Here is a 25,053-nt window from a genome sequence, read left to right as displayed (position 1 = left end):
CGGCCGGTCCGTCAGCCCAGCCCCGGCACGAACCGGATCAGCAGGTCGATCGCCTTGATGCCGAGGAACGGCAGCACCAGTCCGCCCAGCCCGTACACCCGCAGGTTGCGCCGCAGCAGGTCGGTCGCCGAGGCCGGCTGGTAGCGCACGCCGCGCAGGGCGAGCGGGATCAGGGCGATGATGATCAGCGCGTTGAAGATGATCGCGGAGGCGATCGCCGAGGTGGGGCTGTGCAGTTCCATGATGTTGAGGTGGTGCAGCCCGGGGTAGGCGTTCGCGAACATCGCGGGGATGATGGCGAAGAACTTGGCCACGTCGTTGGTGATCGAGAAGGTGGTCAACGCTCCTCGGGTGATGAGGAGTTGCTTGCCCACCCGGACGATCTCGATCAGCTTCGCCGGGTTGGAGTCGAGGTCGACCATGTTGCCGGCCTCCTTGGCGGCCGGGGTTCCGGAGTTCATCGCGACGCCGACGTCCGCCTGGGCGAGCGCGGGGGCGTCGTTGGTGCCGTCGCCGGTCATCGCGACCACGTTCCCGGCGGCCTGTTCGCGGCGCAGGTGGGCGAGCTTGTCCTCCGGGGTGGCCTCGGCGAGGACGTCGTCCACCCCGGCCTCGGCGGCGATGGCGCGCGCGGTCAGCGGGTTGTCCCCGGTGACCATGACCGTACGGATGCCCATCCGCCGCAGTTCGGCGAAGCGTTCGGCGATGCCCTCCTTCACCACGTCCTTGAGTTCGACCACGCCCAACGCCCGTGCGCCGTGCCGGTCGTGGACCGCGACCAGCAGCGGGGTGCCGCCGGACTCGGAGATCCGGTCCACCAGTGGCTCGGCTTCCATCGGAAGCCGCCCGCCGGAGTTCGCCACCCAGCGGGCGACGGCGCCGGCCGCCCCCTTGCGGATCAGGCAGGTGGTGCCGTCCGGCCAGGTGAGGTCGACGCCGCTCATCCGGCTCTGCGCGGTGAACGGAACGGGCTGTTGCTCGCCCAGTTCGCCCGGGGCCCTTGGCGGCAGCCAGTACTGACGATTCGTCAACTCGACCAGCGACCGCCCCTCCGGTGTCTCGTCCGCGACGGAGGCCAACTGGGCGGCCTCGGCGAGCTGTTCGGTGGTCGCGCCGGGCAGCGGGTGCAGGGCGACGGCCCGGCGGTTGCCGTGGGTGATGGTGCCGGTCTTGTCGAGCAGCAGCACGTCCACGTCCCCGGCGGCCTCCACCGCCCGGCCGGAGAGCGCGACCACGTTGCGCTGCACCAGCCGGTCCATGCCGGCGATGCCGATCGCCGAGAGCAGCGCGCCGATGGTGGTCGGGATGAGCGCGACCATCAACGCCACCAGCACGACCGTGGTTTGGGGTGCGTGGGCGTAGATCGCCATCGGTTGGAGCGAGACGACGGCCAGCAGGAAGACGATGGTCAGCGAGGCCAGCAGGATGTTGAGCGCGACCTCGTTCGGCGTCTTCTGCCGGTTGGCGCCCTCGACCAGGGAGATCATCCGGTCGACGAAGCTCTGCCCGGGGCGGGAGGTGACCCGGATGACGAGGTGGTCGGAGAGCACCCTGGTGCCGCCGGTGACACCGGTGCGGTCGCCGCCGGACTCCCGGATCACCGGTGCGGACTCCCCGGTGATCGCGGACTCGTCCACGGTCGCGACGCCCTCGACCACCTCGCCGTCCTGCGGGATCACCTCGCCGGCCGGGACGAGGACGATGTCGTGCAGCAGCAACTGCGTGGCGGGGATGACCTCGTGGCGGTGGTCGCGGGTGCCGACCCGCCAGTGCAGCAGCCGCCGCGCCGTGGTGGCGGACTGGGCGCGGCGCAGCGAGTCGGCCTGCGCCTTGCCGCGGCTCTCCGCGACGGCCTCGGCGAGGTTGGCGAACAGCACGGTCAGCCAGAGCCAGAAGGAGATCACCCAGGAGAAGACGCTCGGGTGGAGGACGGCGCTGATGGTGGTGAGCGCGGAGCCGGTCTCGACCACCAGCATCACCGGGTTGCGCGTCATGGTGCGCGGATGGATCTTGCGGACGGCGGCGGGCAGCGCCTCGGCGAGCTGACGGCGGGTGATCAGCCGGCGCCGCCCGCCCGGCGAGGTGGGCCGGTGGCTCGGTGGCGGTGTGGGCGCGGAGGCCGGGGAGGGCTCCGGGCGGCGGAACCAGTTCTGATCGGGCGAGGTGCCCGGGGTGGTGTCCGGGGTGCTGAGGGCCGAACGGCGCATCGTCTCGGGGCCTTCCGGGCCGCCCGGTTGACAGGGGCGGCGGGTTTCGGGGGAGCGGCGGGAACGCCGGACAGCCCACCATCCGTCCGGCGGGGAACATGCCGGTCTTGACACAGGCTTGGCGGCGGAACGGCGGTCCTTGACGGTTCCCTGACAGCCCCACCGGACCGCTGTCAGGAAGGCGTCAAGGACTGCGATCGCGCCGTACGCCCTGCGTCAAGGACGGGTGCGGTCGGTGTGCGGAGGGTCTCCACTGGAGGGGCACGGCCGTACGGGCCGCCGCCACCCGAAGGGACCCCGCCATGACCACTGCCACCGCCGTCATCGACATCGACCTCGACGCCGACGAGCCGCTGGAGCGGACGGTCCGCCCGGTGCCGGTCGCCTGGCGCCGGGACCGCCCCGAGCCGCCGGAACCGGCCCCGGCCCCGGTGGTCGACCGCGCCCGCACCCGCCCGGCGCACTGCCGGTTCGCGGCGCACTACGAGGACTGACGCCCGCAGGAGCGCCCCGCCGCCCACCCACCACCACCGGAGCAGCCGCCATGACCCAGCTCGTCGCCCCCGTCGTCCCCACCGCTCCCGCCCCCGCCGACGCGCTCGGCGGCCCCTGGCCGGACTCGGCGCGGCCCGGCCGGGGAGCCGAGCTGCTGGTCGGCGACGTGGGGCTGGCCGAGGCCGCCGAGCGGTTCGGCACCCCGCTGTACGTGCTGGACGAGGCCGAGGTCCGGGGCCGGGCCCGGGCCTACCGGCGGGCGCTGCCGCACGCCGAGGTGCTGTACGCGGCCAAGGCCTTCCTGTGCAGCGCGATGGCCGACTGGGTGGAGCAGGAAGGGCTGGGACTGGACGTCTGCTCGTCGGGCGAGCTGTGGCTGGCGGTCTCGGCCGGCTTTCCGGCCCAGCGGATCCTGCTGCACGGCAACGCCAAGTCCCCGGAGGAGCTGCGGCTGGCCCGTCGGCTGCGGGTCGGGCGGATCGTGATCGACGGCCCGGCGGAGATCGCGCGGCTGGCGGCGCTGGTGGCCGCCGACACGCCGCAGAAGGTGCTGGTCCGGGTGGTGCCGGGGATCTCCGCCGGGCACCACCCGGCGGTGCGGACGGGTGTCGGCGGGCAGAAGTTCGGCTTCCCGGTCGAGGGCGGTGACGCGGCGGACGCCATCGCCCGGGTGCTCGACCAGCCTGGGCTCGAACTGGCGGGTCTGCACTGCCACTTGGGCTCGCAGATCACCTCGGTGGAGCCCTACCTGCTCGCGGTGGACGCGCTGGTGCGGCTGCTCGCCGAGGTGCGGGAGCGGCACGGCGTGGAGCTGCCGGAGCTGGACCTGGGCGGCGGCCACGGCATCCGCTACCTGCCCGGGGACGCCGAACTGGACCTCGCCGAGTTCGCGGTGCGGGTGACCGACCGGCTGGCGGTGCGCTGCGCCGAGGCGGGGCTGGAGGTGCCGCGGCTGCTCGTCGAGCCCGGCCGCGCCGTCGCCGGACCGGCCGCGGTGGCGGTCTACCGGGTGCTGTCCGTCAAGCACACCGCCGACGGCCGCTGCTTCGTCGCGGTGGACGGCGGCATGAGCGACAACCCGCGCCCGGCCCTGTACGGATCGCCGTACACCGTGCGGCTGGTCGGCCGCCGCTCGGAGGCGGGGGAGGCGAGGGCGGACGTGGTCGGCCGCCACTGCGAGGCCGGCGACGTGCTCGTCCGGGACGCCGCGCTGCCCGCGGACCTGCGCCCGGGCGACCTGCTGGCCATGCCGGCGGCCGGCGCCTACCAGCTGTCCATGGCCTCCGGCTACAACCTGGTCGGCCGCCCGGCCGTGGTCGCGGTGAGGGACGGCCGGGCCCGTCTCCTGATCCGCCGGGAGACGGTCGAGGACTTCCGTCTGCGCGAGGTCGGCCGCTGAAGGGGGCGCGGGCCTGCGTGGGAAGTCGGCCGGGCCGACTTCCCACGCACTTCCGCACGCTCCCATGCACTTCCACGCACTCTCACGGACGCCCGAAACTCCGTTGAACCGGTGTGACCCGGAGGGCCGTTGACGAAGATGATCACCTTCCCCGCCGTCCGACAGGAACTCCATGCGTCACCCCTCCCCTCCCGATGCCCGCACCAGGCCCCGGCGGCGACTTCGCCGGCTGACCCACCTGGTGACGGCATGCGTCGCCGCGAGCGCGGCCCTGCTCGCGCCCGCCTCCGCCGAGGCGAGCGGGTCGAGCAACAGCGACGCCTACAACAACCTCGGGTCGACGTCCCGGGCGGACTGGATGCGGAACCTCGCCGGTGACACCTGGCTGGCGTCACTGTCCCTGCCCGGCACCCACGACACGCTCGCCATCCACGGGGGCGACCCTGTCCGGACCCAGCAGGACTTCGGCGACGGTGCCAACACCCTGAGCGCGCAACTGGATCGAGGGATCCGCGCCATCGACATCCGGGTCCGCGTCACCGAGAACAAGTACTTCACCGTCCACCACGGGTCGTTCTACCAGAACGCCAACTTCGACGACGTCCTGGGCAAGGCGAAGGACTTCCTCGGAAAGCACCCGGGCGAGACGATCGTGATGCGGCTGCGGGCCGAGTGCCCGCTCGGTGGCGGCGGCACGTTCGAGTGCGACGACGATCCGAAGACGGTCACCAACGACAGGCGCAGGGAGATCTTCGCGGACTACGTGTCCCGGTATCCCGGCCTGTTCTACGCCCCGTCGGTCGTCAACGGCACCAAGGCCTACGTTCCCCAGCTCTCAGACGTCCGCGGGAAGCTCGTGCTGGGCAGCTTCGACGGTCTCGACAGCGACAGCTACGGGATCGGGACCTTCAACGACCACCAGGAGGACCACTTCGACGTGCCCGACGCCCGCAGGAAGTGGGAGTACGTCAAGGCGAACATCGACCGGGCGGTCGCCGACGGCAGCGGCCACATGTTCGTGACGTACACGTCGGCGTCCAACGCCCCCCTCCTGAACCCGTACGCGTACGCGGGCGGACACGTGACCTACGTGGGCAGGGCGCCCGTCAACCTTCCGGGCGTCAACTTCCAGCTGATGAACTACCTCAACAACGGCGGGGGCAAGGGCCGCGTCGGCGTCGTCATGATGGACTTCCCGGGCTGGGCACTGGTGGAGAACATCATCGCCCGCAACCAGGACCACGTCGTCAAGGGCGCCCACCAGGCCGTCTGGCTGGTCAACGCCGACAAGACCTACGTCGACAGTAAGTACCACCGGTGCATGGTCCGGGGGCCGGAGTTCGACAGTTCCAACTCCGGTGGCCTGGTCACCCAGCGCGCGTGCCAGTCGGCGCCGCCCAGCAGCCACCAGTGGGGTGCCGAGAAGCCGTCGTACGACGGCCAGGGCTACTACTGGATCAAGGCCAACAACGGCAAGTGCCTGACCGTCCCCTACAACAACGGCACCCCGCCGGCGGCCGGGACCCAGTTGTACTGGTGGGGCTGTGAGACCCGCTGGTCCTCGGGCAACCAGCTGTGGAACGTCATCCCGACCCAGATCGAGGTCGGGGGCAAGCGCACGACGGCCTACAAGTTCATCAACCAGTGGACGGGCCTGTGCCTGTCGGTGGACCCGGCCACCGCGTCCACCGCGGGCGGCAAGGTGACCCAGGACACCTGCCCGGCCTGACGCGTACTGCCCTCCGGGGCCCCGGCTCCCCCGGCCGGCGCGAGAAGTCGGCCCGTCCGACTTCTCGCGCCGGCCGGTCGCGCATAAAAGCAGGTGAACGGGGGTGGCGGCCCCCGGTAGGGTCCGGCGGGTGACGAACTGGCGTGAGATCTACGAGAACGACTGCCCGCTGCCCGCGGGGCCCGGGCTGGACGAGCTGGTCGCGGAGCTGGCGGAGGCCCTGGGGGACCCGGACCCGGAGGTCCGGGACGGTTACCCGTACGCGGTGCTGGCGGCCTGGATCGGGCGCGGGGTGATCGACGGCGAGCGGTGCCTGGCGCTCGGCGATCTGATGGTGGAACGTTTCACCCATCCGCGGATCGAGGCCCGGACGTTCGCCCCGCTGGTCCTGGTGATGATCGTGAACCAGGGCCACCTCAGGCCCGAGTGGATCGACGCGTTCGCCGACTGGTACCGCTCGGAGGCCGACCTGCGCGGCCGTGACGAGACGCTCGGCTGGCTGCACGCCGTGGCGCACGGCGCGGACCTGCTCGGGGCCTGCGGTCGGCGGCCCGAGGTCGACCCCGGACCGCTGCTGGTGCTCGCCGCGGAGCGCCTGCTCGTACCGACCGACTACCTGTTCGCCGAGCGGGAGGACAACCGGCTCGCCAGGGCCCTCGCCCTCGTCCTCACCCGCCCCGACCTGACGCCGGAACGGTCGACCGCCTGGCTGTCGACGGTGGGAGACGCGTTCGTCGGGATGGAGCGCGGGCCGATGCCGGTCTGGGCCTCCAACACGGTCCGCACCCTGCTCGCCCTGTACGCCCTGGCGGACCTCGGGGTGCCCACGGAGCGCGGGGGGAACCCCGTCCCGCTGGCGCACGGCGCCGCGGTCAAGGCCCGGCTGGCCGAGGTCCTGCGCCCGGTGTTCCCGTACGCCTGAGACGGCGGATGGCGGCCCCGGTGGCCTACGAAGGGCGGCGCCCCCAGCAGGTGACCATCATCCAGGCGGTGTCGCTGAAGGCCGGGTCGTCCAGGTGGGCGACGGCCGCCGTGATCTGCTCGGCGGTCATGAGCCCGGTGGCGATGAGCCCGGGGGTGGCCTGGGCGAAGCACCGGCGCCAGAACGCGTCCTCCTTCTCGTCCGTGCCGCACACGGCGACGCGGATGGTCATGCCGATGTCGGTGAGGCCGGAACGGGCCATGGCCGCGGGGATGCGGCGGGCCCAGGAGTGGTCGGTGCCGTGGGTCCGGGCCGGCAACTGCTGGCAGGCATCGAACAGTTCGGCGAACCGCGGATAGGGGGAGGCGGCGGTCGGGAGGTAGGTGGGGTCCTCGACGACGAGCCGGCCCCCGGGCGCGAGCCAGCCGGCCATCCGGTCGAGGGCGAGCTGCGGGTCGGGGAGGTGGCCGAGCAGGGCCCGGGCGTGCACCAGGTCCTGGGAGCCCGCCGGGAAGTCGTCACGTGTCACGTCGTGCCGTGCGACCGTCAGGTTGGCCGGTGCGGGCGACGCGTCGAGGAGCGCGGTGTCGAGGTCGGTGGCCGTCACCCTGCCGTCGGGGCAGCGGGTGGCGAGCCAGCGGGCGATGGAACCGTGCCCGGCCCCGGCCTCGACGCAGTGCCAGTCCGCGGCGACGCCGAGCCGTTCCAGGACGATGGTGGTGGTCGGGTCGCAGAGCTCCTCCAGCAGCCGCAGGCGCTCGAGTTCGCCCCGCGTGCCGTGGGCGAGGACGCCCTCCTGGTAGGCCGGGGCGTTCATCCCTGTTCTCCGTTCAGGTGTCGGGCCGGCCGTGCCGGGCTGGAGGCGTGGACGTCAAATCACCTCGAAGATCATTTCGCCAGGGGGTCGTCGGCTCGCCGGAGGTCCGCCCGGCTCGCCGGGGTCCGCAGACCGCTCGGCCTGTGGCGGATGGTTCTCCATGAATCCCGATTGCTCCCAAGTGGCTGAATCGGAACGATTCTGTCCGGTCGTCAGCTGGTTGTGTGAGATCTGTGGTGCGAACTCGACCGTGTGTGGCGGGTCGCTGTTAGGCTGCGCGCCTGAATACGAACTCTCCACGATGTGACAGGACTTGGAAGAGAGGGTGAAGGGCTCCCGCCCTCTCACCACCGCCGCCGACACCCGAGGATGCGTGTGAGACCCGAAGACGTCCCCCTGCTGTTCCAGGAGTTGGCCCGCGAGTTCGCGGACGCGACCGGCATGTCGGTGGCGGCGACCGGGTCGTTGGCCCGCGGCGACCACCGCACCGGACCGGGCGGCGAGGTCCTCTCCAACCTCGACCTGGTCCACGTCGTGGCCGAGGACGCGGACGTGCTGGACGTCCGTGCCCTGGTGGGGCGGAGGATGCGGCGGATCGCCGACACCTTCCGGATCGAGACGACCTCCGTCATCGCCAGGCTGCCGGCGTTCCGGCAGGCGGGCCACGCCCACTACCGGATCAGCATGCGGCGCGAGTGGTTCTGCGACGGCCTCGGGCTCGGTCCTGAGGCCTTCGACGGCCCCGGCCGCGAGGAGGACGACCTGCGGACGGCGCTCGCCTGGATGATGCAGCCCGTCCCCTACTACCTGTCGAAGGCGACGGCCGTGGACCCGACGACCAACCTCGCCAAGGCCCGTAGGGCCGCGACGCGGCTGGCCGACCGGTTCGACCTGGCGGTTGTGCGCGACGGCCTCGACGACCTCCCGGGCACACTGCGCACCCTGATCGCCGAACACGGCGTCACCCCGCTGGAGTCCACGGCCCGTTACCTCGCGGCCCCCACCCACCCCGACATCGCGCAGCTCGTCCGCGACGCGGTCTTCGTCGAGAGCATGGGCCTGACCTCCGCCGACTCGATGGTCGTCCTGCTGCCGTCCGTCCCGAACTGACCAGCCCTTCCCGAACCGACCAGCCCCTCCCGAGCTGACTCGTCCGTCCCGAACTGACCCGTACCGGAGAACGCCCATGTCCACCCGGCAGCACGTGGAGATCCTGCCCCCGCACCCGCTGCGGGCCGGCTACGACCGGTCCCTGACCCGCGGCTCGATCGCCGACGACTTCCAACGGCGCCTGGAGCCAGGCAACTTCAACCCCGGCTACCTCGGCGCCCTGACCGAGCGGGTCGAGCGGGCGCTGGGCGAGGATCCGGCGGACGAGACCATGCGGTGGCGCCTGGCGTTCCTGCTGCTCCAGAACGACGCCACCGCGGCCGCCGTCGAGCGGGCCGAGGCCCTGCTCGCCGGAGCCACCCTCCCGCAGGCCGTCCGCCTCGCCCACCTGGTGGCCGGCATCCGCGGCCGGGCCGAGCTGCCGCGCACCGGCCGTCGGGTCCGGCGGGTCAACTGGTCGATCAACAACCGCTGTCCAATGTCCTGCCAGGGCTGCTACAACCCGTTCGCCGCGGAGCAGATCGACCTGGCCCAGGCGGACCTGATCATCGGGAAGCTGGCCGCGCACGGCACCACCGACCTGGTCCTGGCCGGCGGGGACCCGCTGCTCTGGCCGCCGATCTTCGACGTGGTCGACCACGCCGTCGAGGCCGGCCTCAAGGTCGGCCTCGACACCACCGGCTACACCCTCACCGCAGGGAAGCTCGCCCGGCTGCGCGGGCTGTCCTCGCTGCGGCTGCCGTTGGACGCCGTCACCGCGGACGTGCAGCGCGCCTTCCGGCGCAGCCCGGACGGCAACCTCCTGCGGGCGCTGCTGGACTCCCTCGACCTCTGCGACGCCGAGGGCTTCGACCGGGTGCGGGTGCACACCGTGGCGAGCGCCGAGAACCTCCACCAGCTGCCGGAGCTCGCGGCCGAGGTGATGTCCCACCCGTCGGTGGCCCAGTGGGTGATCTTCCAGTGGTGGGGCCGACGGGCCTCGCCGGCCACGGTCCGCCGGCTCGGGGTGGCGGTCGAGGAGGTCCGCGAGGTCGTGGAGGCGATCCGCCGGGACCACCCCGGCCGGGAGATCCACCTCGCGGAGAGCAGCCAGCGGGAGCTGCTGAACTGGATGATCCAGTCGAGCGGGCAGGTCGTCACCTTCGGGTCGGGCGCGGAGGAGGAGTTCATCCTGGGCAACCTGCTGACGGACGAGGTGGCGGAGATCCTGACCCACCCGATCCTGGACTTCGAGGCGATGTCCCGGGGGATCCCGGTCACCCCGGGGACCGTGTTCGGCCCGGCGGACGCCGTGCGGGGCTGACGCTCCCGACTGCCAGGCTGATAACGGAACGGTTGCGGAGCCCGCCATTCCCGTGCCCGGGGCTTGACGGCACGGGGAGGGCGGGCGTTTGCTGTGTCCGCTCGTTGGAACCTGTTTGGTTCTGGTTTGTTTTGTGTGTTTGAACGTTCAAAACAGTCGAGCTACCCCCGCTGCGCCCCCGTCACGCCCCACCACCCCCTCTGTACCACCCACCCCCTCCGCGCCACCCACCTCCTTCGCACCACAGCCTTCCGGCGCCACCCCACCGAGAGGAATGCAATGTCACACCTTTCCCGACGCGACCTTCTCCGCGCCTCCGGAGCCGGCCTGCTGGCCGTCGCCGCCGGCGGCACCCTCGCGGCCTGCGGCGGCGGCTCCGGCTCGGGAGGCGCCGCCGGCGGGGATGCCGACACCGGCACGATCACCGTCTGGTCCTGGGCCACCGCCGCCGACGCGCTGCGCGGGATCGTCCCGGCGTTCGAGAAGGACAACCCGGGGATCAAGGTCGACGTCCAGGACATCGGTGAGCCCGCCATCTGGGACAAGATCACCGTCGGCCTGGCGGCCGGCGGCCAGGGCCTCGGCGACGTCCTGCACATCGGCTGTGACTACCTGCCCGGCTACCAGGAGAAGTTCCCCGGCGGCCTGGCCGACCTCTCCGCGCTCGGCGCGGACGCCCACAAGGACAAGTTCGCCAAGGGCCTGTGGCCGGTCGTCAGCGGCAAGGACGGCCACGCCTACGCGCTGCCCTGGGAGGTCAACCCGCTCGGCTTCTTCTACCGCAAGGACTACTTCGACAAGGCGGGCATCGACCCCGAGACCCTCGCCACCTGGGACGACCTGATCGCCGTCGCGGACCGCTTCAAGGCAGCCAACCCCGGCGTCGCCCTGATCGGCGTGAACAAGGCCGCCAACCCCACCCCCGACCTGGACTTCCTCCAGGCGCTGATGCAGCTCCAGGGCGCCTTCTACTTCGACCTCCAGGGGAAGATCACCGTCGGCTCGGAGCCGGCCGTGCGCGCGATGACCATCATCAAGCGGCTGGACGAGGCCGGGCTGATCGGCGACACCCCCGGCGTCCAGAGCTGGCCGCCCGTGATGAAGACCGGCAAGCTCGCGGTGGCCGCGATGCCCGCCTGGGTCGCGCACTACCTGGAGAAGAAGTTCCCCGACCAGAGCGGCAACTGGCGCCTCACCAAGCCCCCGGCGGTCACCCCCGGCGGCAGGCGCACCGCCCTGGTCAACTCCACCCACCTGGCCGTCGCCGCCTCCAGCCCGCGCCGCCGGGCCGCCTGGAAGTTCGTCGAGTACGCCGTCACCCGCCCCGCCTCGGTGAACGCCATGTTCAACGCGGGCGGCGTCTTCCCCGCTCTCACCGAGGCCTACACCGACCCGCTGTACGCGGCGCCGAGCGCCTTCTACGGCGGCCAGCCGGTGCTCAGGACCTTCGCCGACCTCGCCACCGAGGGCGGCGACCCCACCAACTACTCCGGCGACTACGCCCGCGCCCTCAAGCTCGTCAGCGACGCCCAGACCAAGGTCCTGCTCAAGGGCGCCGACCCGGCCGCCGTCCTCCAGGACGCCGCCAAGCAGCTCGCCCAGCAGACGGGGCGCGGTATCGTATGAGTGCCGCCAGCCCGACCGCCTCCGGCGTCAACAGAAAGTCCGGCCCGACCGCCTCCGGCCTCAACGGAAAGCCCAGGCCGAGTCGTTGGCGCCGCCGCGCGGTGCCGTACCTGCTGCTCGCCCCGGCCCTGATCACCTTCGCCGTGTTCAAGGTCTACCCGATCGTCGACTCGCTGCTGCTGTCCTTCACCACCGGCGCCGGCAACGCCACCCGTAACGCCGGCCTCGCCAACTACCAGCGTCTGGTGGACGATCCGCTGTTCTGGACGGCCCTGCGCAACACCGGCGTGATCCTCGTCGTGCAGGTCCCGCTGATGCTCGGACTGGCCCTGCTGATGGCCGTCGGCATCAACTCCGCCCTGGTGCGCTGGCGTACGGTGTGGCGGCTCGGCGTCTTCATGCCCTCCGTCACCGGCCTGGTCGCCACCGGCGTGATCTTCGCCTACCTGCTCAAGGCCGACGACGGCGCGGTCAACTGGCTGCTGAACGCGGTCGGTCTGCCCTCCGTCGACTGGCTGGGCCAGCCCGTCTGGGCCCGGATGGCCGTCGTCGTCGTGCTCACCTGGCACTACACCGGCTACAACGCCGTCATCTACCTCGCCGGACTCCAGTCCATCCCAAGGGAGTTGTACGAGGCCGCGATGGTCGACGGCGCCGGCCCGATCCGCCGGTTCACCTCGATCACCGTCCCCGCGCTGCGCCCGGTGCTGCTGTTCACCGTCGTGCTCTCCACCATCGGCACGCTCCAGCTCTTCGACGAGCCGTACGTGCTGACCGGCGGCGGGCCCGACAACGCCACCCTGACCGTCTCCATGTACCTGTACCAGAACGGCTTCCGGTTCTTCGACTTCGGCTACGCCTCAGCCATCGCCTACGCGCTCACCCTGCTGGTGTCGGTGCTCGGTGCCGTCCAGATGCGCCTGATGGGAGAGCGCGAGAAGTGACCCCCAAGACCGTTACCCCCACCGGTGCCGCCCCCGAGGGCGCGACCCCCGAGGGCGCGACCCCCGGGAGCGCGACCCCCCGGAGCGCGGCCCGCAGGAACCCGAACCCCCTCAAGAAGCTGCGCGGCTGGCCGCTGACCTTCCTCCTCGCCGGCGTCACCGGGCTGTCGATCGCCCCCTTCTACTGGCTGGTGGTCTCCTCCACCCGCAGGGACACCGAGGTCTTCGACTGGCCGCCCAAGCTGCTGCCCGGCGGGAGCCTCGGCGAGAACCTGAGCCACCTGGAGCAGAAGATCGGCCTGCTCCGGGTGGTCGGGAACTCCCTGCTGGTGGCGGGAGTCCAGACGATCGGCGCGCTGGTCGTGGCGCTGCTCGCGGGCTACGCCTTCGCCAAGTTCCGCTTCCGCGGCCGCACCCTGCTGTTCGCGCTGCTGCTCTCCACCCTCGTGGTGCCCGAACAGGTGCTGCTGGTACCGCTGTTCAAGATGATGATGAACTTCGGCCTGCTGGACACCTACCAGGCGCTGATCCTGCCGGGCCTGTGCGTGCCGTTCGCCATCTTCCTGATGCGGCAGTCACTGAGCAGCCTGCCGGACGAACTCCTGGACGCCGCCCGGGTCGACGGCGCGGGCGAACTGCGGGTGCTGTTCAGCGTGGTGGTGCCGGTCATGCGGCCGGTGCTGGCGGCCCTGTCGATCTTCCTCTTCCTGGGCTCCTGGAACCAGTTCGTCTGGCCGCTGATCGCCCTGCGCAGCCCCGAGATGCACACCCTGCCGGTCGCCCTGGCGACGCTGCACGGCAACAAGTCCAACACCGACTACGGCGCGATCCTCTCCGGCACCGCGCTGTCCACCCTGCCGATGATGGTCCTCTTCCTGGTCCTCCAGCGGCAGTTCATCTCCGGCCTGCTGGCCGGCGCCACGAAGGGCTGAGCATGACCGAGACGAACGACGTCGCGGCCGAGGTCTGGGAGCCGCACGCCCCCACCGCCGCCGGGACCCCGCGACCGCTGGACGCCGAAGGGCTGGACCTGCGGGTGAGCGGCACGGGCACGGTGCGCAGGATCGCCGACGGGGTGGTGGAGGTCAGCGCCGAGGGCACGGGCGAGGTGCGGATCGAGTGGCGGGTGCCCTGCGTCGACGCCACCGCCCTCTGGACCCCCGAGCCGCGCGGCACCGGGTGGCTGCCCGCGGCCTGGAGCGCCCCGCGCCGCACCTCGCTGGCCAACGGCGCGCCGATCGCCGCGCTGGTCGGCACCGGGGACGTCGCCCTGTGCGCCTTCGCCGCCTGGCGCCCGGACGTGCTGGCCGGGGCCGGCGTGGTCGAGGAGACCGGGGAGTTCCGGTTCTGGGCCCAGGCCGCCGACCGGCTCACCGTCCGGATCGACACCTCGCGCCGCCACTTCGGCCGCGCCCTGGCCGACCTCGCCGCCTGGTGGGGCGAGGGCCGCACCTCCGACATCCCGGAGGCCGCCCGCCGCCCCGCGTACTCCACCTGGTACTCGATGCACCAGGACATCACGCCCGAGGGCGTCGAGACCCAGGCCGCGCTCGGCAAGGAACTGGGCCTGGACGTGATCATCGTGGACGACGGCTGGATGACCGCCGACCGCACCCGTGGCTACGCCCACTGCGGCGACTGGGAGCCGGTCTCGCTGCCCGACACCGCCGACCACGTCCGGCGGGTGCACGACCTCGGCGTGCGTTACATGCTCTGGTACGCGCTGCCGTTCATCGGCAAGGACAGCGCCGCGTACAAGGAGATCGGCCACCTCGCGCTGGCCGACGTCGCCCACATGGGCGCGATCGTCGCCGACCCGCGCCACCCCGAGGTCCGGGCATTCCTCACCGACCGGCTCGCCCGGGCCGTCGAGGAGTGGGGCATGGACGGCCTCAAGGTGGACTTCGTCGACTGGTTCGCCCGTGCCGCCGAGAGCGCCGACGCCCCGCCGGCCCGCCCCGGTGCGGACTGCGCGAGCGTCGAGGAGGGCGTGGAACGGCTGCTCGCCGCGATCCGCGGCCGGATCACCGCCGCGAACCCGGAGGCGATGATCGAGCACCGCCAGCCGTACGTCAGCCCCGGCCTGTGGCCGTACGCCACCATGATCCGCGCCACCGACTGCCCGCTCAGCCCGCAGGAGAACCGGCAGCGGACCATCGACGTGCGGCTGGCCGCCGGGCCCGTCCCGGTCCACGCCGACATGCTGATGTGGCACTCCGGCGAGCCGGCCGAGCAGGTCGCCTGCCACCTGATCAACGTGCTGTTCTCGGTGCCGCAGGTCTCCGTGGACCTCGCCGCGCAGAGCGAGGGCCAGCGCGAGGCGATCGCCTTCTGGCTGGGCGTCTTCCGCGAGCACACCGCCACCCTCCAGCTCGGCGAACTGCTCCCGGCCCGCCCGGACCTCGGCTACCCGATGGTCACCGCGCGCGGCACCGACACCGTCGCCGTGGCCCGGTACGCCGCGCTGCCGGTGGACGCCTCCGGCGAGGACTGGCGCACCCTGCTGGTGGCCAACGCCGACGCCGACCCGGACGTCCGGCTCACCGGCGGCCGCGGGCAGGTGGCGGTGACGGTGCGGGACGCCCGGGGGCGTATCGTCCGGCAGGGCGAGGTCGAGCTGGACCGGGCGGACACGATCCCCGTGCCGCGCGGCGGGCTGCTGACCCTGCGCCGGGCCTGACGCCGTGTCGGGCCTGCCTCCGCGCCGAGCCCGACCCGTTCGGGGCCCGGGCGGGGCACCGGCGCCCGTCCCGAGCCCCCGACCACCCCTGGAGAACCGCATGCCCGACGGACCGCACCGGCCGCGCCGCGGCGCCACCACGATCGAGGAGGTGGCCCGGGCGGCCGGGGTCTCCCGGCAGACCGTCTCCAACACGCTCAACGCGCCGCACCGGGTCCGCCCGGAGACGCTGGAGCGGGTGAACACGGCGATCCGCGAACTCGGCTACCAGCCCGACCAGTCGGCGCGCTCGCTGCGCAGCGGCGCCCGGCGCACCATCGGCTACCTCGCCCCGGTGGACGACCCGCTCGACCCCAACCCGCTGATGGCCGGCTTCCTGGAGGCCCTGGTCGACGCGGCCGGGGCGGCCGGGCAGCGGGTGCTGCTGTTCCGCCCCGGGCAGGGCACGGCCGACCCGGTGGCCGCGATCGACGAACTGGTCGCGGCCCGCCAGGTGGACGGGCTGGTGCTGGCCGACGTGCTGCGCGAGGACGTCCGGATCGCCCATGTGGCCCGGCTCGGCGTCCCGTTCGTCAGCTTCGGACGGACGGGTCCCGCGCAGCCGCAGTGCTGGGTGGACATCGGCAACGAGGCGGCGATGGCCGACGTGGTGCGGCACCTCGCGGCGCTCGGCCACCGCCGGATCGGCTACCTCGGGGCCGCCGAGGAACTGCCCTGGATGGCGGCGCGGCGGGCCGGCTTCCTGGCCGAGGCGCACCGGCTGGGCCTGTCCGCGGTGGCGACGGGTGCCGCCGAGGCGGGGTTCTCCGGGACGGCCGCGGGCTCGGCGGTGGCCTCCGTACGGGCGCTGCTGCGCGGGCCCGACCGGCCCACCGCCTTCGCGGCCGGCGACGACCTGCTGGCGCTGGACGTCTACGAGGCCGTCCGGGCGGAGGGGTTGGTGGTCGGGCCCGGCGGGGTGGCGGTCACCGGCTTCCACGACACGCCGCTCTGCCGGCACCTCCACCCGGCGCTGACCTCGGTCCGGCTGCCGCTGCGGGCGATCGCCACCGCGATGGTCGGCCGGCTGCTGGACCGGGTGCGCGGGGAGGCGGCACCGGCCGAGGGGCTGGAGCTGCCCACCGAGCTGGTGGTGCGGGGGAGTTCGGGCCGGTCCGGCGGGGCGGAACCGTCCGGCTGGTCGGGCTGGTTCGGTTAGCGGGTCGGTCGGCCGGTTCGGTCGGCCGGTCCGGTTCGGTCAGCTGGGCCGGTCCGTGCGCTCGGCCGTCGCCGCCACGATCAGCTCGCCGACCAGTCCGGCGGCGGCCGCCCGCTGCTCGGCGGGCAGGCCGTCGTCGGTGACCAGGACGTCCAGCTGGTCCAGGTCGGCGAAGGATGCCAGGCCGACCGCGTTCCACTTGGTGTGGTCGGCCACCACGACCACCCGGCGGGCCGAGCGCAGGAAGGTGCGGTTGGTCTCCGCCTCGGCCAGGTTCGGGGTGGTCAGTCCGGCCTCGGAGGAGAGGCCGTGGCAGCCCAGGATCAGCAGGTTGACGTGCAGGGAGCGGATCGCCTGGTCGGCCACCGGCCCGACCAGGGCGTCCGAGGGGGTCCGCACCCCGCCGGTGCGGATCACCGTGGCGGTGGCCGGGGTCCCGTCCTCGGCGGGCTGCTCCAGCAGCTCGGCGATCCGCAGCGAGTTGGTCACCACGGTGAGGCCCTCGACGGCGCGCAGGTGCCGGGCGACCGCGAAGGTGGTCGTCCCGCCGGCCAGCCCGACCGCCGAACCCGGTGGGACCAGCGCGGCGGCGGCCCGGGCGATCGCGTCCTTGGCGGGCAGCTCCCAGTGCGCCTTGGTCTCGAACCCGGGTTCGCCGGTGGCCGGCGCCTCGACCCGGACGGCGCCGCCGTGCACCTTGTGCACCAGGCCGCGGCGGGCCAGCGCGTCCAGGTCGCGGCGCACGGTCATGTCGGAGACCCCGAGGTCGCGGACCAGTTCGGTGACCCGGACCCCGCCGCGCGCGCGGATCTGCTCCAGGATCAGCACGCGGCGCTGTCCGGCGAGCGGTTGGGCGCTGTCAGCCATCGGGAGGCCTCCTTCGTCCACTGCTGATGAGTGGTACTGGTGGATAATGTTTGAGATTGTAGCTTTCTGTTGATTCCCCATCGATCCCGGGGATCCTCATCGATCCCCGTCGATCCCACGATTCCAATGGCTTCACTCGGAGGAAGAAGGGCCATGCCCGGGACGTCCCTGACCCAGCCCACCACCGTCAGGACCGTGACCACGCTCGCGGACGGTCGGCAGCTGATCTACTACGACAGCGGCGCCGCCGACCCCCGGGGCGCGGTGGACGAACGGCCGCTCGACCCGCAGGTCCCCGGCTCCGAGGTCCGGCTGGACCCGGCCACCGGCGACTGGGTCACCATCGCGGCCCACCGCCAGGCGCGCACCTACCAGCCGCCGGCCGAGGAGTGCCCGCTCTGCCCGTCCCGGGACGGGCGGCTCAGCGAGATCCCGGCCGGGGACTACCAGGTGGCCGTCTTCGAGAACCGCTTCCCCTCGCTCGCCGGCGAGCCCGCGGAGCCCGTCCGGGCGGCCGAGGGCCTGTGGACCAGCGGTCCGGGCACCGGACGCTGCGAGGTGGTCTGCTTCACCGCCGACCACGACGCCTCCTTCGCCGACCTCACCCCCGAACGCGCCCGGCTGGTCCTGGACGCCTGGACCGACCGCACCGCCGAACTCTCCGCCCTGCCCGGCGTGCGGCAGGTCTACTGCTTCGAGAACCGGGGCGCCGAGATCGGCGTCACCCTCGCCCACCCGCACGGCCAGATCTACGCCCTGCCCTTCACCACCCCGCGCACCGCCCGGATGGCCGCCCGCGCCGCCGAACACCGCGCCGGAACCGGCCGCAACCTCTTCGAGGACCTGCTCGCCGCCGAACGCGCCCACGGCGAGCGCGTCGTGCTCGCCGGGACGCACTGGACGGCCTTCGTCCCCTTCGCCGCCCGCTGGCCGTACGAGGTCCACCTGTACCCGCACCGCAGGGTGCCCGACCTGACCGCCCTGGATGCCGACCAGCGGGACGAATTCCCCTCCCTCTACCTGGAGTTGCTGCGCCGCTTCGACCGGCTCTTCGGTGCCGGCCGCACCCCGTACATCTCCGCCTGGCACCAGGCCCCCGCCGGGCAGCGGGACGAACTCGCCCTGCACCTGGAGCTGTTCACCATCCGCCGCACCGCCGACAAGCTCAAGTACCTGGCCGGGGTGGAGTCCGGCATGGACGCCTTCGTCAACGACGTCACCCCCGAGGACGCGGCCCGCCGGCTGCGGGAGGTCGCTGGAGCATGAGTACCTTCACGGAGCTGTACGGCCGACCTGCCGAGGGGGAGTGGGCCGCCCCCGGCCGGGTCAACCTGATCGGCGAACACACCGACTACAACCTGGGGTTCGTCCTCCCGATCGCCCTGCCGCAGACCGTCCGCGCCCAGGCCGCCCGCCGGGAGGACGGGCTGCTGCGGCTCTGGTCCGCCCAGGGCGGTGAGCTCGTCACACTCCCGGTCGACGACCTCGCCCCCGGCTCGGTGTCAGGCTGGGCCGGCTACCCGGCCGGGGTGGTGTGGGCGCTGCGCGAGGCCGGGCACCCGGTCGGCGGGGCGGACCTCCGGCTGGACAGCGACGTGCCCAGCGGCGCCGGGCTCTCCTCCTCGGCCGCACTGGAGTGCGTCGTCGCCGCCGCCTACAACGACCTGTACGGGCTGGGGATCCCGGCCGCGGAACTGGCGGTGCTGGCCCAGCGCGCCGAGAACGCCTTCGTCGGCGTGCCCTGCGGGATCATGGACCAGATGGCCTCGACCTGCTGCCGCCCCGGGGCCGCGCTGTTCCTGGACAGCCGCGACCTGACGATGCGTCAGGTGCCGTTCGACCTCGCAGGCGCCGGCCTCGCCCTGCTGGTCCTGGACACCCGGGTGAAGCACGACCTCGGCGACGGCGCCTACGCCGCGCTGCGGGCCGGCTGCGAACGGGCGGCCGCCCTGCTCGGGCTGCCCGCGCTGCGCTCGCTCCAGCCGTCCGCACTGGCCGACGCGCTCACCCGACTGCCCTCGGAGCTGGTTCCGCTGGTACGGCACGTGATCACCGAGAACGCCCGGGTGGAGGCCGCCGTCGCCCACCTGGACGCCGGCGACCTCGCCGCGCTCGGCCCGATCCTCACCGCCGGGCACGCCTCGCTGCGCGACGACTACCGGGTCTCCTGCCCGGAGACCGACCTCGCCGTCGAGGCCGCCCTGGCCGCCGGCGCCCACGGCGCGCGGATGACCGGCGGCGGGTTCGGCGGCTCGGTCATCGCCCTGGTGGACGCGGCCGCGGCGGAGCGCGTCGCCGCCGAGGTCACCGCCGCGTTCCGCGACGCCGGGTACGCCGAGCCACGCACCCTCACCGCCGTCCCGGCGGAGGGGGCGCGCCGGGTCGGCTGAGCCACGCCTGGTGGGCGCGCCGGCTCGGCTGAGTCAGGCCTGGTGGGCAGCGGGCTCGACTGAGCCACGCCCGGTGGGCGCGCCGGTTCGGCCGAGTCAGGCCCGGTGGGCGGCCGGGCGCTCCGGGGAGGCCTCCGCGAGCGCCCGGGTGACGGCGTCGACGCCCGCGCGCAGCCCGTACACCGGGGTGGCCGGCTGCTGCCGCCAGGACTCGTCGATCCCGCCCGCGTCCACGGTGTCGAAGCCCAACTCGGCGACCAGCGCCCGGACCACCCGCTTGGCCGCCTCGTCGTCCGAGGCGACCGGCACGGCGAGCCGCTCGGGGTCGCCCGCCGGGCGCGGGCGCTCCAGCAGGTCCTGGGCGTACGTGCCGTTGAACACCTTCACCACCCCGTGCCCGAGGTGCTGCTCCGTCCAGCGGCTCTCGGTCAGCCCGCCGTCCTCGATCGCGTCGATCCGGCCGTCGCGCTCCTTCGGGTAGTAGTTGCCGGTGTCGATCACCGCGACGCCCTCGGCCGCGCCGTCCAGCAGCCCGGCGGGCAGGTCCGGCACGTTCTTCAGCGGCACCGTCACCACCACGACCTGGGCGCCCCGCGCGGCCTCGGAGACCGTCACCGCCGTCGCCCCGGTCTCCTCGACCAGCGCCTTGAGCGTCTCCGGGCCACGCGAGTTGGCCACCGAGACCTCGTGCCCCAGCGTCGTCAGCCGCCGCGTCAGGTTGCCGCCGATGTTGCCCGCGCCGATAATGCCGATCTTCATGGGAAGTCCTTCTTCGCGAGTGCTGTTTGGGACGTTCGCCTTGGCCCAACCACCCGGAGACCGCCCCGGATTCCCGATCGGCAGGGTGGTTTTCCCGGACCCACGGTCGAGGCGGGCCTGGTGCCGCCCCGGCGCCCGCCGCGAGGGTGGACGCCATGAACAGCACTCCGTCCCACTCCACCGTCCTCGTCACCGGCGGCACCAGCGGCATGGGCTTCGCCACCGCCCGCCACCTCCTCGCCGCCGGCGCCAGGGTCGTCATCACCGGCCGTGACGACACCCGGCTCGCCCGCGCCGCGGCGCGGCTCGACGCCGGCGACCGCCTGCTCACCGTCCGCGCCGACGCCTCCGTCCCCGCGGACCTCGCCCGGCTGGCCGACACCGTGCGGGAGCGCCACGGCCGGCTCGACGGCGTGTTCGCCAACGCGGGTGTGGCCGGCTTCCAGCCGGCCGGCGAGGTGACGGAGGCCGAGTTCGACCGGATGGTCGCCACCAACCTCAAGGGCGTCTTCTTCACCGTCCAGCACGCCCTGCCGCTGCTGGACGCCGCCGGCGGCGGATCCGTCGTCCTGAACGCCTCCTGGACCCCGCACCGCGGCCTGCCCGGCGCCGCCGTCTACGCCGCCACCAAGGCCGCCGTGCTCAGCCTCGCCCGCACCCTCGGCAGCGAACTCGCCGGGCGCGGCATCCGGGTCAACTCGGTCAGCCCCGGCTACATCGTCACCGAGATGTTCCACGCCGCCGTCCCGGACCCGGCCGACCACGAGCCGATCCGCGACCAGGTCCCGCTCGGGCGGCTGGGCACCGCCGAGGACATCGCCGAGACCGTCGCCTTCCTGCTCTCCGACCGCTCCTCGTACATCACCGGGCAGGACATCGTGATCGACGGCGGCCTCGTCCCGGCCTTCCCGTCGCTGACCGGCTGATCGGCTGATCGGCTGATCGGCCGGGCGCCCCGCCGTGCCTGGTCCTGACAGGGCCAGGCACGGCGCCGCCCGTCCGGGTGAGAATCACCCGTGTGAACCCGAGCAGCGCCCTGAGCGAATTCCTCCGCACCCGTCGCGCCGGCCTGCGGCCCGAGGACGTCGACCTCCCCGACTACGGCGGCCGCCGCCGGGTCGCCGGACTGCGCCGCGAGGAACTCGCCCACCTCGCCGGGGTCAGCGTCGACTACTACACCCGCCTCGAACAGGGCCGCGTCGGCAACCCGTCCGACGCCGTCCTCGACGCCGTCGCCCGCGCCCTGCGCCTGGCCCCCGACGAGTCCGGCCACCTCCACCGCCTCGCCCGCCCCACGGCCCGGCCCCGCCGCCGCCCTGCCGTCCGCCAGCAGCCGCGCCCCTCACTGCTGCACCTGCTGCGGCAGCTCCACGACACCCCGGCCGTGGTGATGGGCCACCGGATGGACGTCCTGGCCTGGAACCCCGCCGCCGTCGCCCTGTTCGGCGACTACGGCGCCCTGCCCGTCGAGGACCGCAACATCGCCCGCATCACCTTCCTCGACCCGGCCTCCCGCGAGCTCTACGCCGACTGGGCCGCCTGCGCCCGCGAGAACGTCGCCTTCCTCCACCTGGAGGCCGGCCGCCGCCCCGAGGACCCGCTGCTCGCCGAACTGATCGGCCGACTCTGCCTGGGCAGCGAGGAGTTCCAGCGGATGTGGGCCGAACACCCGGTCGCCGACAAGACCTCGGGCCGCAAGTCCTTCCGCCACCCGTTCGCGGGGACCCTGGACCTCGCCTACGACACCCTCCGGCCGGCCGACGACCCGGGCCAGGCCCTGGTCACCTACACGGCGGACCCGGGCTCGGCCTCGGACGACGGGCTGCGGCTGCTGCTGTCCTGGGCGGCGTCGGGCTGAGGTTCCGGGGTCAGAGCACGCAGGTTGCCCATGGCCAGCACGGTGTCCGGATGGTCCGGGCCGAGGACCCGGTCCAGATCCGCCACGGCCTGCCGGAGCATCTCCAGCGCCTGGTCCCGGAGTCCGACCTCCCAGTACATGGTGGCGAGGTTGTTGCGGGCCATGAGGGTTTCGGGGTGGTCCACGTCGAGGATGCGTCGGCGGTCCGCGAGTACCTGTTCCAGGAGGTTGATGGCGACGTCGACGTGGCCGGTCTCCGACCTGATGACGGCGACGTTCTGGCGGGCGACGAGGGTGTCGGGATGGTCGTTGCCGAGGACGCGCCGACGGTCGGCGAGGACCTGTTCCAGGAGGTTGACGGCGTCGTCGGTACGTCCGGCGTCCCGGTAGGCAGTGGCGAGGTTGTTGCGGGTGGTGAGGGTGCTGGGGTGGTCGGGGCCGAGGATGCGTTGGCGATCTGCGAGGACCTGTTCCTGGAGGCGAATAGCGTCGTCGGTGTGTCCGGCGTCCGAGTAGGCGGCGGCGAGGTTGTTACGGGACGTAAGGGTGTTTCGGTGGTCGATCCCGAGGACCCGCTCGCTCGCGGCGGCAAGACCGCTCCAGTACTGAACGCTACTGGTGTACAGGCCTGCCTCGATGAGGCTGATTCCGAAACTGAACAGCAGCTGGTGAATTCCCGTCAACGGCTGAACCAGGTCGGCGCCACTGTGCCCGGCGAGGACATCGGTGTTGGCCCGGAGCGTCGCGGCCAAGTCCGGCGCAGTGTAATCCGCACTCGGCCACAGTTCGACGAGGGCATCGGCAGCCGCGAGGCCGGCTTCCGGCGTACCGGGACCGATGTCCAGGGCGGCACGCGCCGTGAGCGCGTGCAGCGTCACCTCCCGGTCGGCCGTCTCGGTGAGCGTGACGAGGCTGTAGTTGTGCAGCACGGCGAGCGCGTCCAGCGCGTCGTCGGCCGTGACCGGCCCGCCGCGAACCCTGCCGAGGTGCTCCAGCACCGCCTCCGTGCTCCACAGCTCCTGCGGATGCCCGGCCGGGTCGAGCAGCGCCGCCAACCCGAGGACCGGCCCCGCCAGCCCGACCGGTTCCTCCTGCTGCGCCTCGTCGAGGGCCAGCAGCAGCGCCGCCGTCACCGGTCCCCGGTAGCCGTCCGCGCCGGAACGGGCGGGCAGGACGGTGTCCAGGCTGCGGCTGCGGTCGCGGAACAGCTCCAGGTAACGGCCGCAGCCGCGCCGGGTGTTGACCATGTAGGCGGCCGCGTGGGCGAGCGCGAGCGGCAGGTTGCCCAGCTCCTCGGCGAGCTCGCCCGCGTGCTCGTCCAGGAACCGGGAGCACTTCGCGCGCTCCAGCCGCTCGCTCAGGTAGGCAAGGGACTCGGCTTCGGAGTACGTACTGACCTCGACGAGCCGCCGGTCGCCACCCGTACTGGCGGCGCCCCGGTGCCGGGTGGTCGCGATGACCCGGCCGCGCCCGCCCCGGCTGGTGACCGGCCACAGCTCCTCGGGGGTGTGCTCGGTGGTGTTGTCGAGGACGACCAGCCAGCCCCGCTCCGTGGCCGCGAGCCAGGACAGGAACCGCTCCGCGTCCTGCTCCGCCGCCTCCCCACTCGCCCCGGGAACCTGAACCGCCACGGCGGCCCGCGCGTACAGGTCGGTCACGGCGGACGGCTCGGCCGCGTCGGCCCACAGCACCAGGTCGGTGCCCGCCTCGACGGCCTCCCGCGCGTAGTGCGCCGCGAGCTGCGACTTCCCGACACCGCCACCGCCCGCCAGCACCTGGCTGAGCACGACCGTCCCGTACTCCCCGCGCGCCTCGTCGATCGCCTGCCGCAGCTCCGCCCGCGGCTGGAAGGCGGTCGCCTTCGGTGGGATCCGCCCGACCACCACCGGCCACCGCACCTTGGCACCGGCCGGCGCCGCGTACTGGTGGACGGTCATCTCCCCGGCCTGGAAGGCGCTGCCGTGCACGGTGGCACTGCCGTCGATCCCGTTCCTGACCTGCCAGCCCTGCACCTGCTCGCCCCCACCGCCCGACCCGCCGAACCGGCCTCCATTATGGGAGCCGAAACGGCAGCGCCGTGCCGCCCGAACTCCGGGCGGCACGGCGGTACTGGGGGACCCGTTCGGAGTCAGGCCGTGAAGTAGCCGTTCAGGTCGGCGATCACGTGGGTGTCACCCGAGTAGTTGTAGAACGTCACCCGGCCGTCCACGACGGGGACGACGACCAGGTTGGCCCTGGTCTGCCCGGCCGTGAAGTTGAGGTTCGACACGCCCGGGCGGGCGGTGCCGTGCGGGTAGACGGTCAGGTGGCTGCCCGCCGTCGGCCCCGTGACGGTGACGTTGAGGACCACGGCGGTGACGCCGGTGGCCGGCACGCCCTCCAGGCCCGTCACGGGCACGCTGACGACGTTGCCGCCGCCCACCGTCCCGGCCCGGGCGCCGACACCGTCGCGGGTGTCCAGCAGACGGACCGGGGTGGTCGGGGAGAAGGCCGAGCCGGTGGCCGCGTCGGTGTAGTAGCCGTTGACGTCTGCGATCAGGTCGACCTCGCCCGCGCTGTTGCGCAGGTTCACCTTGCCGTTCACCACCGGCACCGTCACCAGGTTGGCGACGGTCTGTCCGGCCTGGTAGTTGAGGTTGGAGACGTTCGGCAGGGGCCGGCCGTCGGGGTGGACGGTGATGTGGCCGGAGCCGGTGGGGCTGACGGCGGTGACGTTCATGACGACGGCGGTGACGCCGGTCGCCGGGAC

General features: G+C 73.1%; 20 protein-coding genes and 1 pseudogene. 15 read left to right on the top strand and 6 right to left on the bottom strand.

The window, feature by feature from the left end:
• Nucleotides 1-11 precede the first annotated feature (11 nt).
• Nucleotides 12-2,207, bottom strand: a complete 2,196-nt coding sequence (kdpB, locus tag ACGF13_RS28080) for a potassium-transporting ATPase subunit KdpB (RefSeq protein ID WP_392880157.1) — start codon at nucleotides 2,205-2,207, stop codon at nucleotides 12-14.
• A 302-nt stretch (nucleotides 2,208-2,509) separates the two neighbouring features.
• Between kdpB and ACGF13_RS28075 the strand changes: the two genes are divergently transcribed.
• From ACGF13_RS28075 to ACGF13_RS28060, 4 genes are all read left to right on the top strand, one after another.
• The gene (locus ACGF13_RS28075) at nucleotides 2,510-2,701 is read left to right on the top strand and encodes a hypothetical protein (protein WP_392880155.1); all 192 of its coding nucleotides are present in this window, start codon (nucleotides 2,510-2,512) and stop codon (nucleotides 2,699-2,701) included.
• 50 nt (nucleotides 2,702-2,751) lie between these two features.
• Complete coding sequence (lysA, locus tag ACGF13_RS28070) at nucleotides 2,752-4,101, top strand: diaminopimelate decarboxylase (protein ID WP_392880153.1); 1,350 nt, start codon at nucleotides 2,752-2,754, stop codon at nucleotides 4,099-4,101.
• Nucleotides 4,102-4,273: 172 nt separating this feature from the next.
• Complete coding sequence (locus ACGF13_RS28065) at nucleotides 4,274-5,830, top strand: phosphatidylinositol-specific phospholipase C domain-containing protein (protein WP_392880150.1); 1,557 nt, start codon at nucleotides 4,274-4,276, stop codon at nucleotides 5,828-5,830.
• Nucleotides 5,831-5,960: 130 nt separating this feature from the next.
• Nucleotides 5,961-6,752: a DUF2785 domain-containing protein gene (locus ACGF13_RS28060; protein WP_392880148.1), complete on the top strand. Its 792-nt coding sequence runs from the start codon at nucleotides 5,961-5,963 to the stop codon at nucleotides 6,750-6,752.
• Between the two features lie 25 nt (nucleotides 6,753-6,777).
• Here ACGF13_RS28060 and ACGF13_RS28055 read toward each other — a convergent pair whose 3' ends face one another.
• The gene (locus ACGF13_RS28055) at nucleotides 6,778-7,569 is read right to left on the bottom strand and encodes a class I SAM-dependent methyltransferase (RefSeq protein WP_392880146.1); all 792 of its coding nucleotides are present in this window, start codon (nucleotides 7,567-7,569) and stop codon (nucleotides 6,778-6,780) included.
• A 375-nt stretch (nucleotides 7,570-7,944) separates the two neighbouring features.
• Between ACGF13_RS28055 and ACGF13_RS28050 the strand changes: the two genes are divergently transcribed.
• From ACGF13_RS28050 to ACGF13_RS28020, 7 genes are all read left to right on the top strand, one after another.
• Nucleotides 7,945-8,679 (top strand): hypothetical protein, encoded by a 735-nt coding sequence (locus tag ACGF13_RS28050; RefSeq protein ID WP_392880143.1) that lies wholly within the window; start codon nucleotides 7,945-7,947, stop codon nucleotides 8,677-8,679.
• A 76-nt stretch (nucleotides 8,680-8,755) separates the two neighbouring features.
• Nucleotides 8,756-9,982: a radical SAM protein gene (locus ACGF13_RS28045; protein WP_392880141.1), complete on the top strand. Its 1,227-nt coding sequence runs from the start codon at nucleotides 8,756-8,758 to the stop codon at nucleotides 9,980-9,982.
• A gap of 279 nt (nucleotides 9,983-10,261) precedes the next feature.
• Nucleotides 10,262-11,608: an extracellular solute-binding protein gene (locus ACGF13_RS28040; protein ID WP_392880139.1), complete on the top strand. Its 1,347-nt coding sequence runs from the start codon at nucleotides 10,262-10,264 to the stop codon at nucleotides 11,606-11,608.
• A complete protein-coding gene (locus ACGF13_RS28035) occupies nucleotides 11,605-12,552 on the top strand; it encodes a carbohydrate ABC transporter permease (RefSeq protein ID WP_392880136.1) in 948 nt (315 codons plus the stop codon). The genes ACGF13_RS28040 and ACGF13_RS28035 overlap by 4 nt, the downstream gene beginning before the upstream one ends.
• The gene (locus ACGF13_RS28030; RefSeq protein WP_392880134.1) at nucleotides 12,549-13,484 is read left to right on the top strand and encodes a carbohydrate ABC transporter permease; all 936 of its coding nucleotides are present in this window, start codon (nucleotides 12,549-12,551) and stop codon (nucleotides 13,482-13,484) included. Before ACGF13_RS28035 ends, ACGF13_RS28030 begins: the two co-directional genes overlap by 4 nt.
• Nucleotides 13,485-13,486: 2 nt before the next feature.
• Nucleotides 13,487-15,232, top strand: a complete 1,746-nt coding sequence (locus ACGF13_RS28025; RefSeq protein WP_392880132.1) for a glycoside hydrolase family 36 protein — start codon at nucleotides 13,487-13,489, stop codon at nucleotides 15,230-15,232.
• A gap of 100 nt (nucleotides 15,233-15,332) precedes the next feature.
• Nucleotides 15,333-16,430, top strand: coding sequence for a LacI family DNA-binding transcriptional regulator (locus ACGF13_RS28020; RefSeq protein WP_392880130.1), 1,098 nt, complete (start codon nucleotides 15,333-15,335; stop codon nucleotides 16,428-16,430).
• A 39-nt stretch (nucleotides 16,431-16,469) separates the two neighbouring features.
• On the opposite strand, the gene ACGF13_RS28015 is transcribed toward ACGF13_RS28020, so the two are convergent.
• Nucleotides 16,470-17,297 carry a DeoR/GlpR family DNA-binding transcription regulator gene (locus tag ACGF13_RS28015; protein WP_392880128.1) on the bottom strand — a complete coding sequence of 276 codons (828 nt, stop codon included), beginning with the start codon at nucleotides 17,295-17,297 and terminating at the stop codon, nucleotides 16,470-16,472.
• Nucleotides 17,298-17,450: 153 nt separating this feature from the next.
• On the opposite strand from ACGF13_RS28015, the gene galT reads away from it, so the two are divergent.
• Nucleotides 17,451-18,563 carry a galactose-1-phosphate uridylyltransferase gene (gene galT, locus ACGF13_RS28010; protein ID WP_392880126.1) on the top strand — a complete coding sequence of 371 codons (1,113 nt, stop codon included), beginning with the start codon at nucleotides 17,451-17,453 and terminating at the stop codon, nucleotides 18,561-18,563.
• The gene (gene galK / locus ACGF13_RS28005; protein WP_392880124.1) at nucleotides 18,560-19,687 is read left to right on the top strand and encodes a galactokinase; all 1,128 of its coding nucleotides are present in this window, start codon (nucleotides 18,560-18,562) and stop codon (nucleotides 19,685-19,687) included. The genes galT and galK overlap by 4 nt, the downstream gene beginning before the upstream one ends.
• A 96-nt stretch (nucleotides 19,688-19,783) precedes the next feature.
• Here galK and ACGF13_RS28000 read toward each other — a convergent pair whose 3' ends face one another.
• The gene (locus tag ACGF13_RS28000) at nucleotides 19,784-20,446 is read right to left on the bottom strand and encodes an NADPH-dependent F420 reductase (protein ID WP_392880122.1); all 663 of its coding nucleotides are present in this window, start codon (nucleotides 20,444-20,446) and stop codon (nucleotides 19,784-19,786) included.
• Between the two features lie 155 nt (nucleotides 20,447-20,601).
• Here ACGF13_RS28000 and ACGF13_RS27995 point away from each other — a divergent pair, with 155 nt between their 5' ends.
• Together ACGF13_RS27995 and ACGF13_RS27990 are read left to right on the top strand one after the other, a co-directional pair.
• Nucleotides 20,602-21,372 carry an SDR family NAD(P)-dependent oxidoreductase gene (locus ACGF13_RS27995; protein ID WP_392880120.1) on the top strand — a complete coding sequence of 257 codons (771 nt, stop codon included), beginning with the start codon at nucleotides 20,602-20,604 and terminating at the stop codon, nucleotides 21,370-21,372.
• 92 nt (nucleotides 21,373-21,464) lie between these two features.
• A complete protein-coding gene (locus ACGF13_RS27990; protein ID WP_392880118.1) occupies nucleotides 21,465-22,304 on the top strand; it encodes a helix-turn-helix domain-containing protein in 840 nt (279 codons plus the stop codon).
• Here the strand turns inward: ACGF13_RS27990 and ACGF13_RS27985 are convergent.
• Both ACGF13_RS27985 and ACGF13_RS27980 read right to left on the bottom strand, forming a co-directional pair.
• Nucleotides 22,232-24,316, bottom strand: coding sequence for a tetratricopeptide repeat protein (locus ACGF13_RS27985; protein WP_392880116.1), 2,085 nt, complete (start codon nucleotides 24,314-24,316; stop codon nucleotides 22,232-22,234). The two genes, ACGF13_RS27990 and ACGF13_RS27985, sit on opposite strands and share 73 nt — an antisense overlap.
• Nucleotides 24,317-24,432: 116 nt before the next feature.
• Nucleotides 24,433-25,053: pseudogene (locus tag ACGF13_RS27980) on the bottom strand (hypothetical protein); the annotation flags it as partial.

The sequence above is a fragment of the Kitasatospora sp. NPDC048286 genome, from assembly GCF_043201735.1.
GTDB lineage: Bacteria > Actinomycetota > Actinomycetes > Streptomycetales > Streptomycetaceae > Kitasatospora.
The sequence above is the reverse complement of the archived record's forward strand: the minus strand, read 5'-3'. Positions and strand labels throughout refer to the sequence as shown.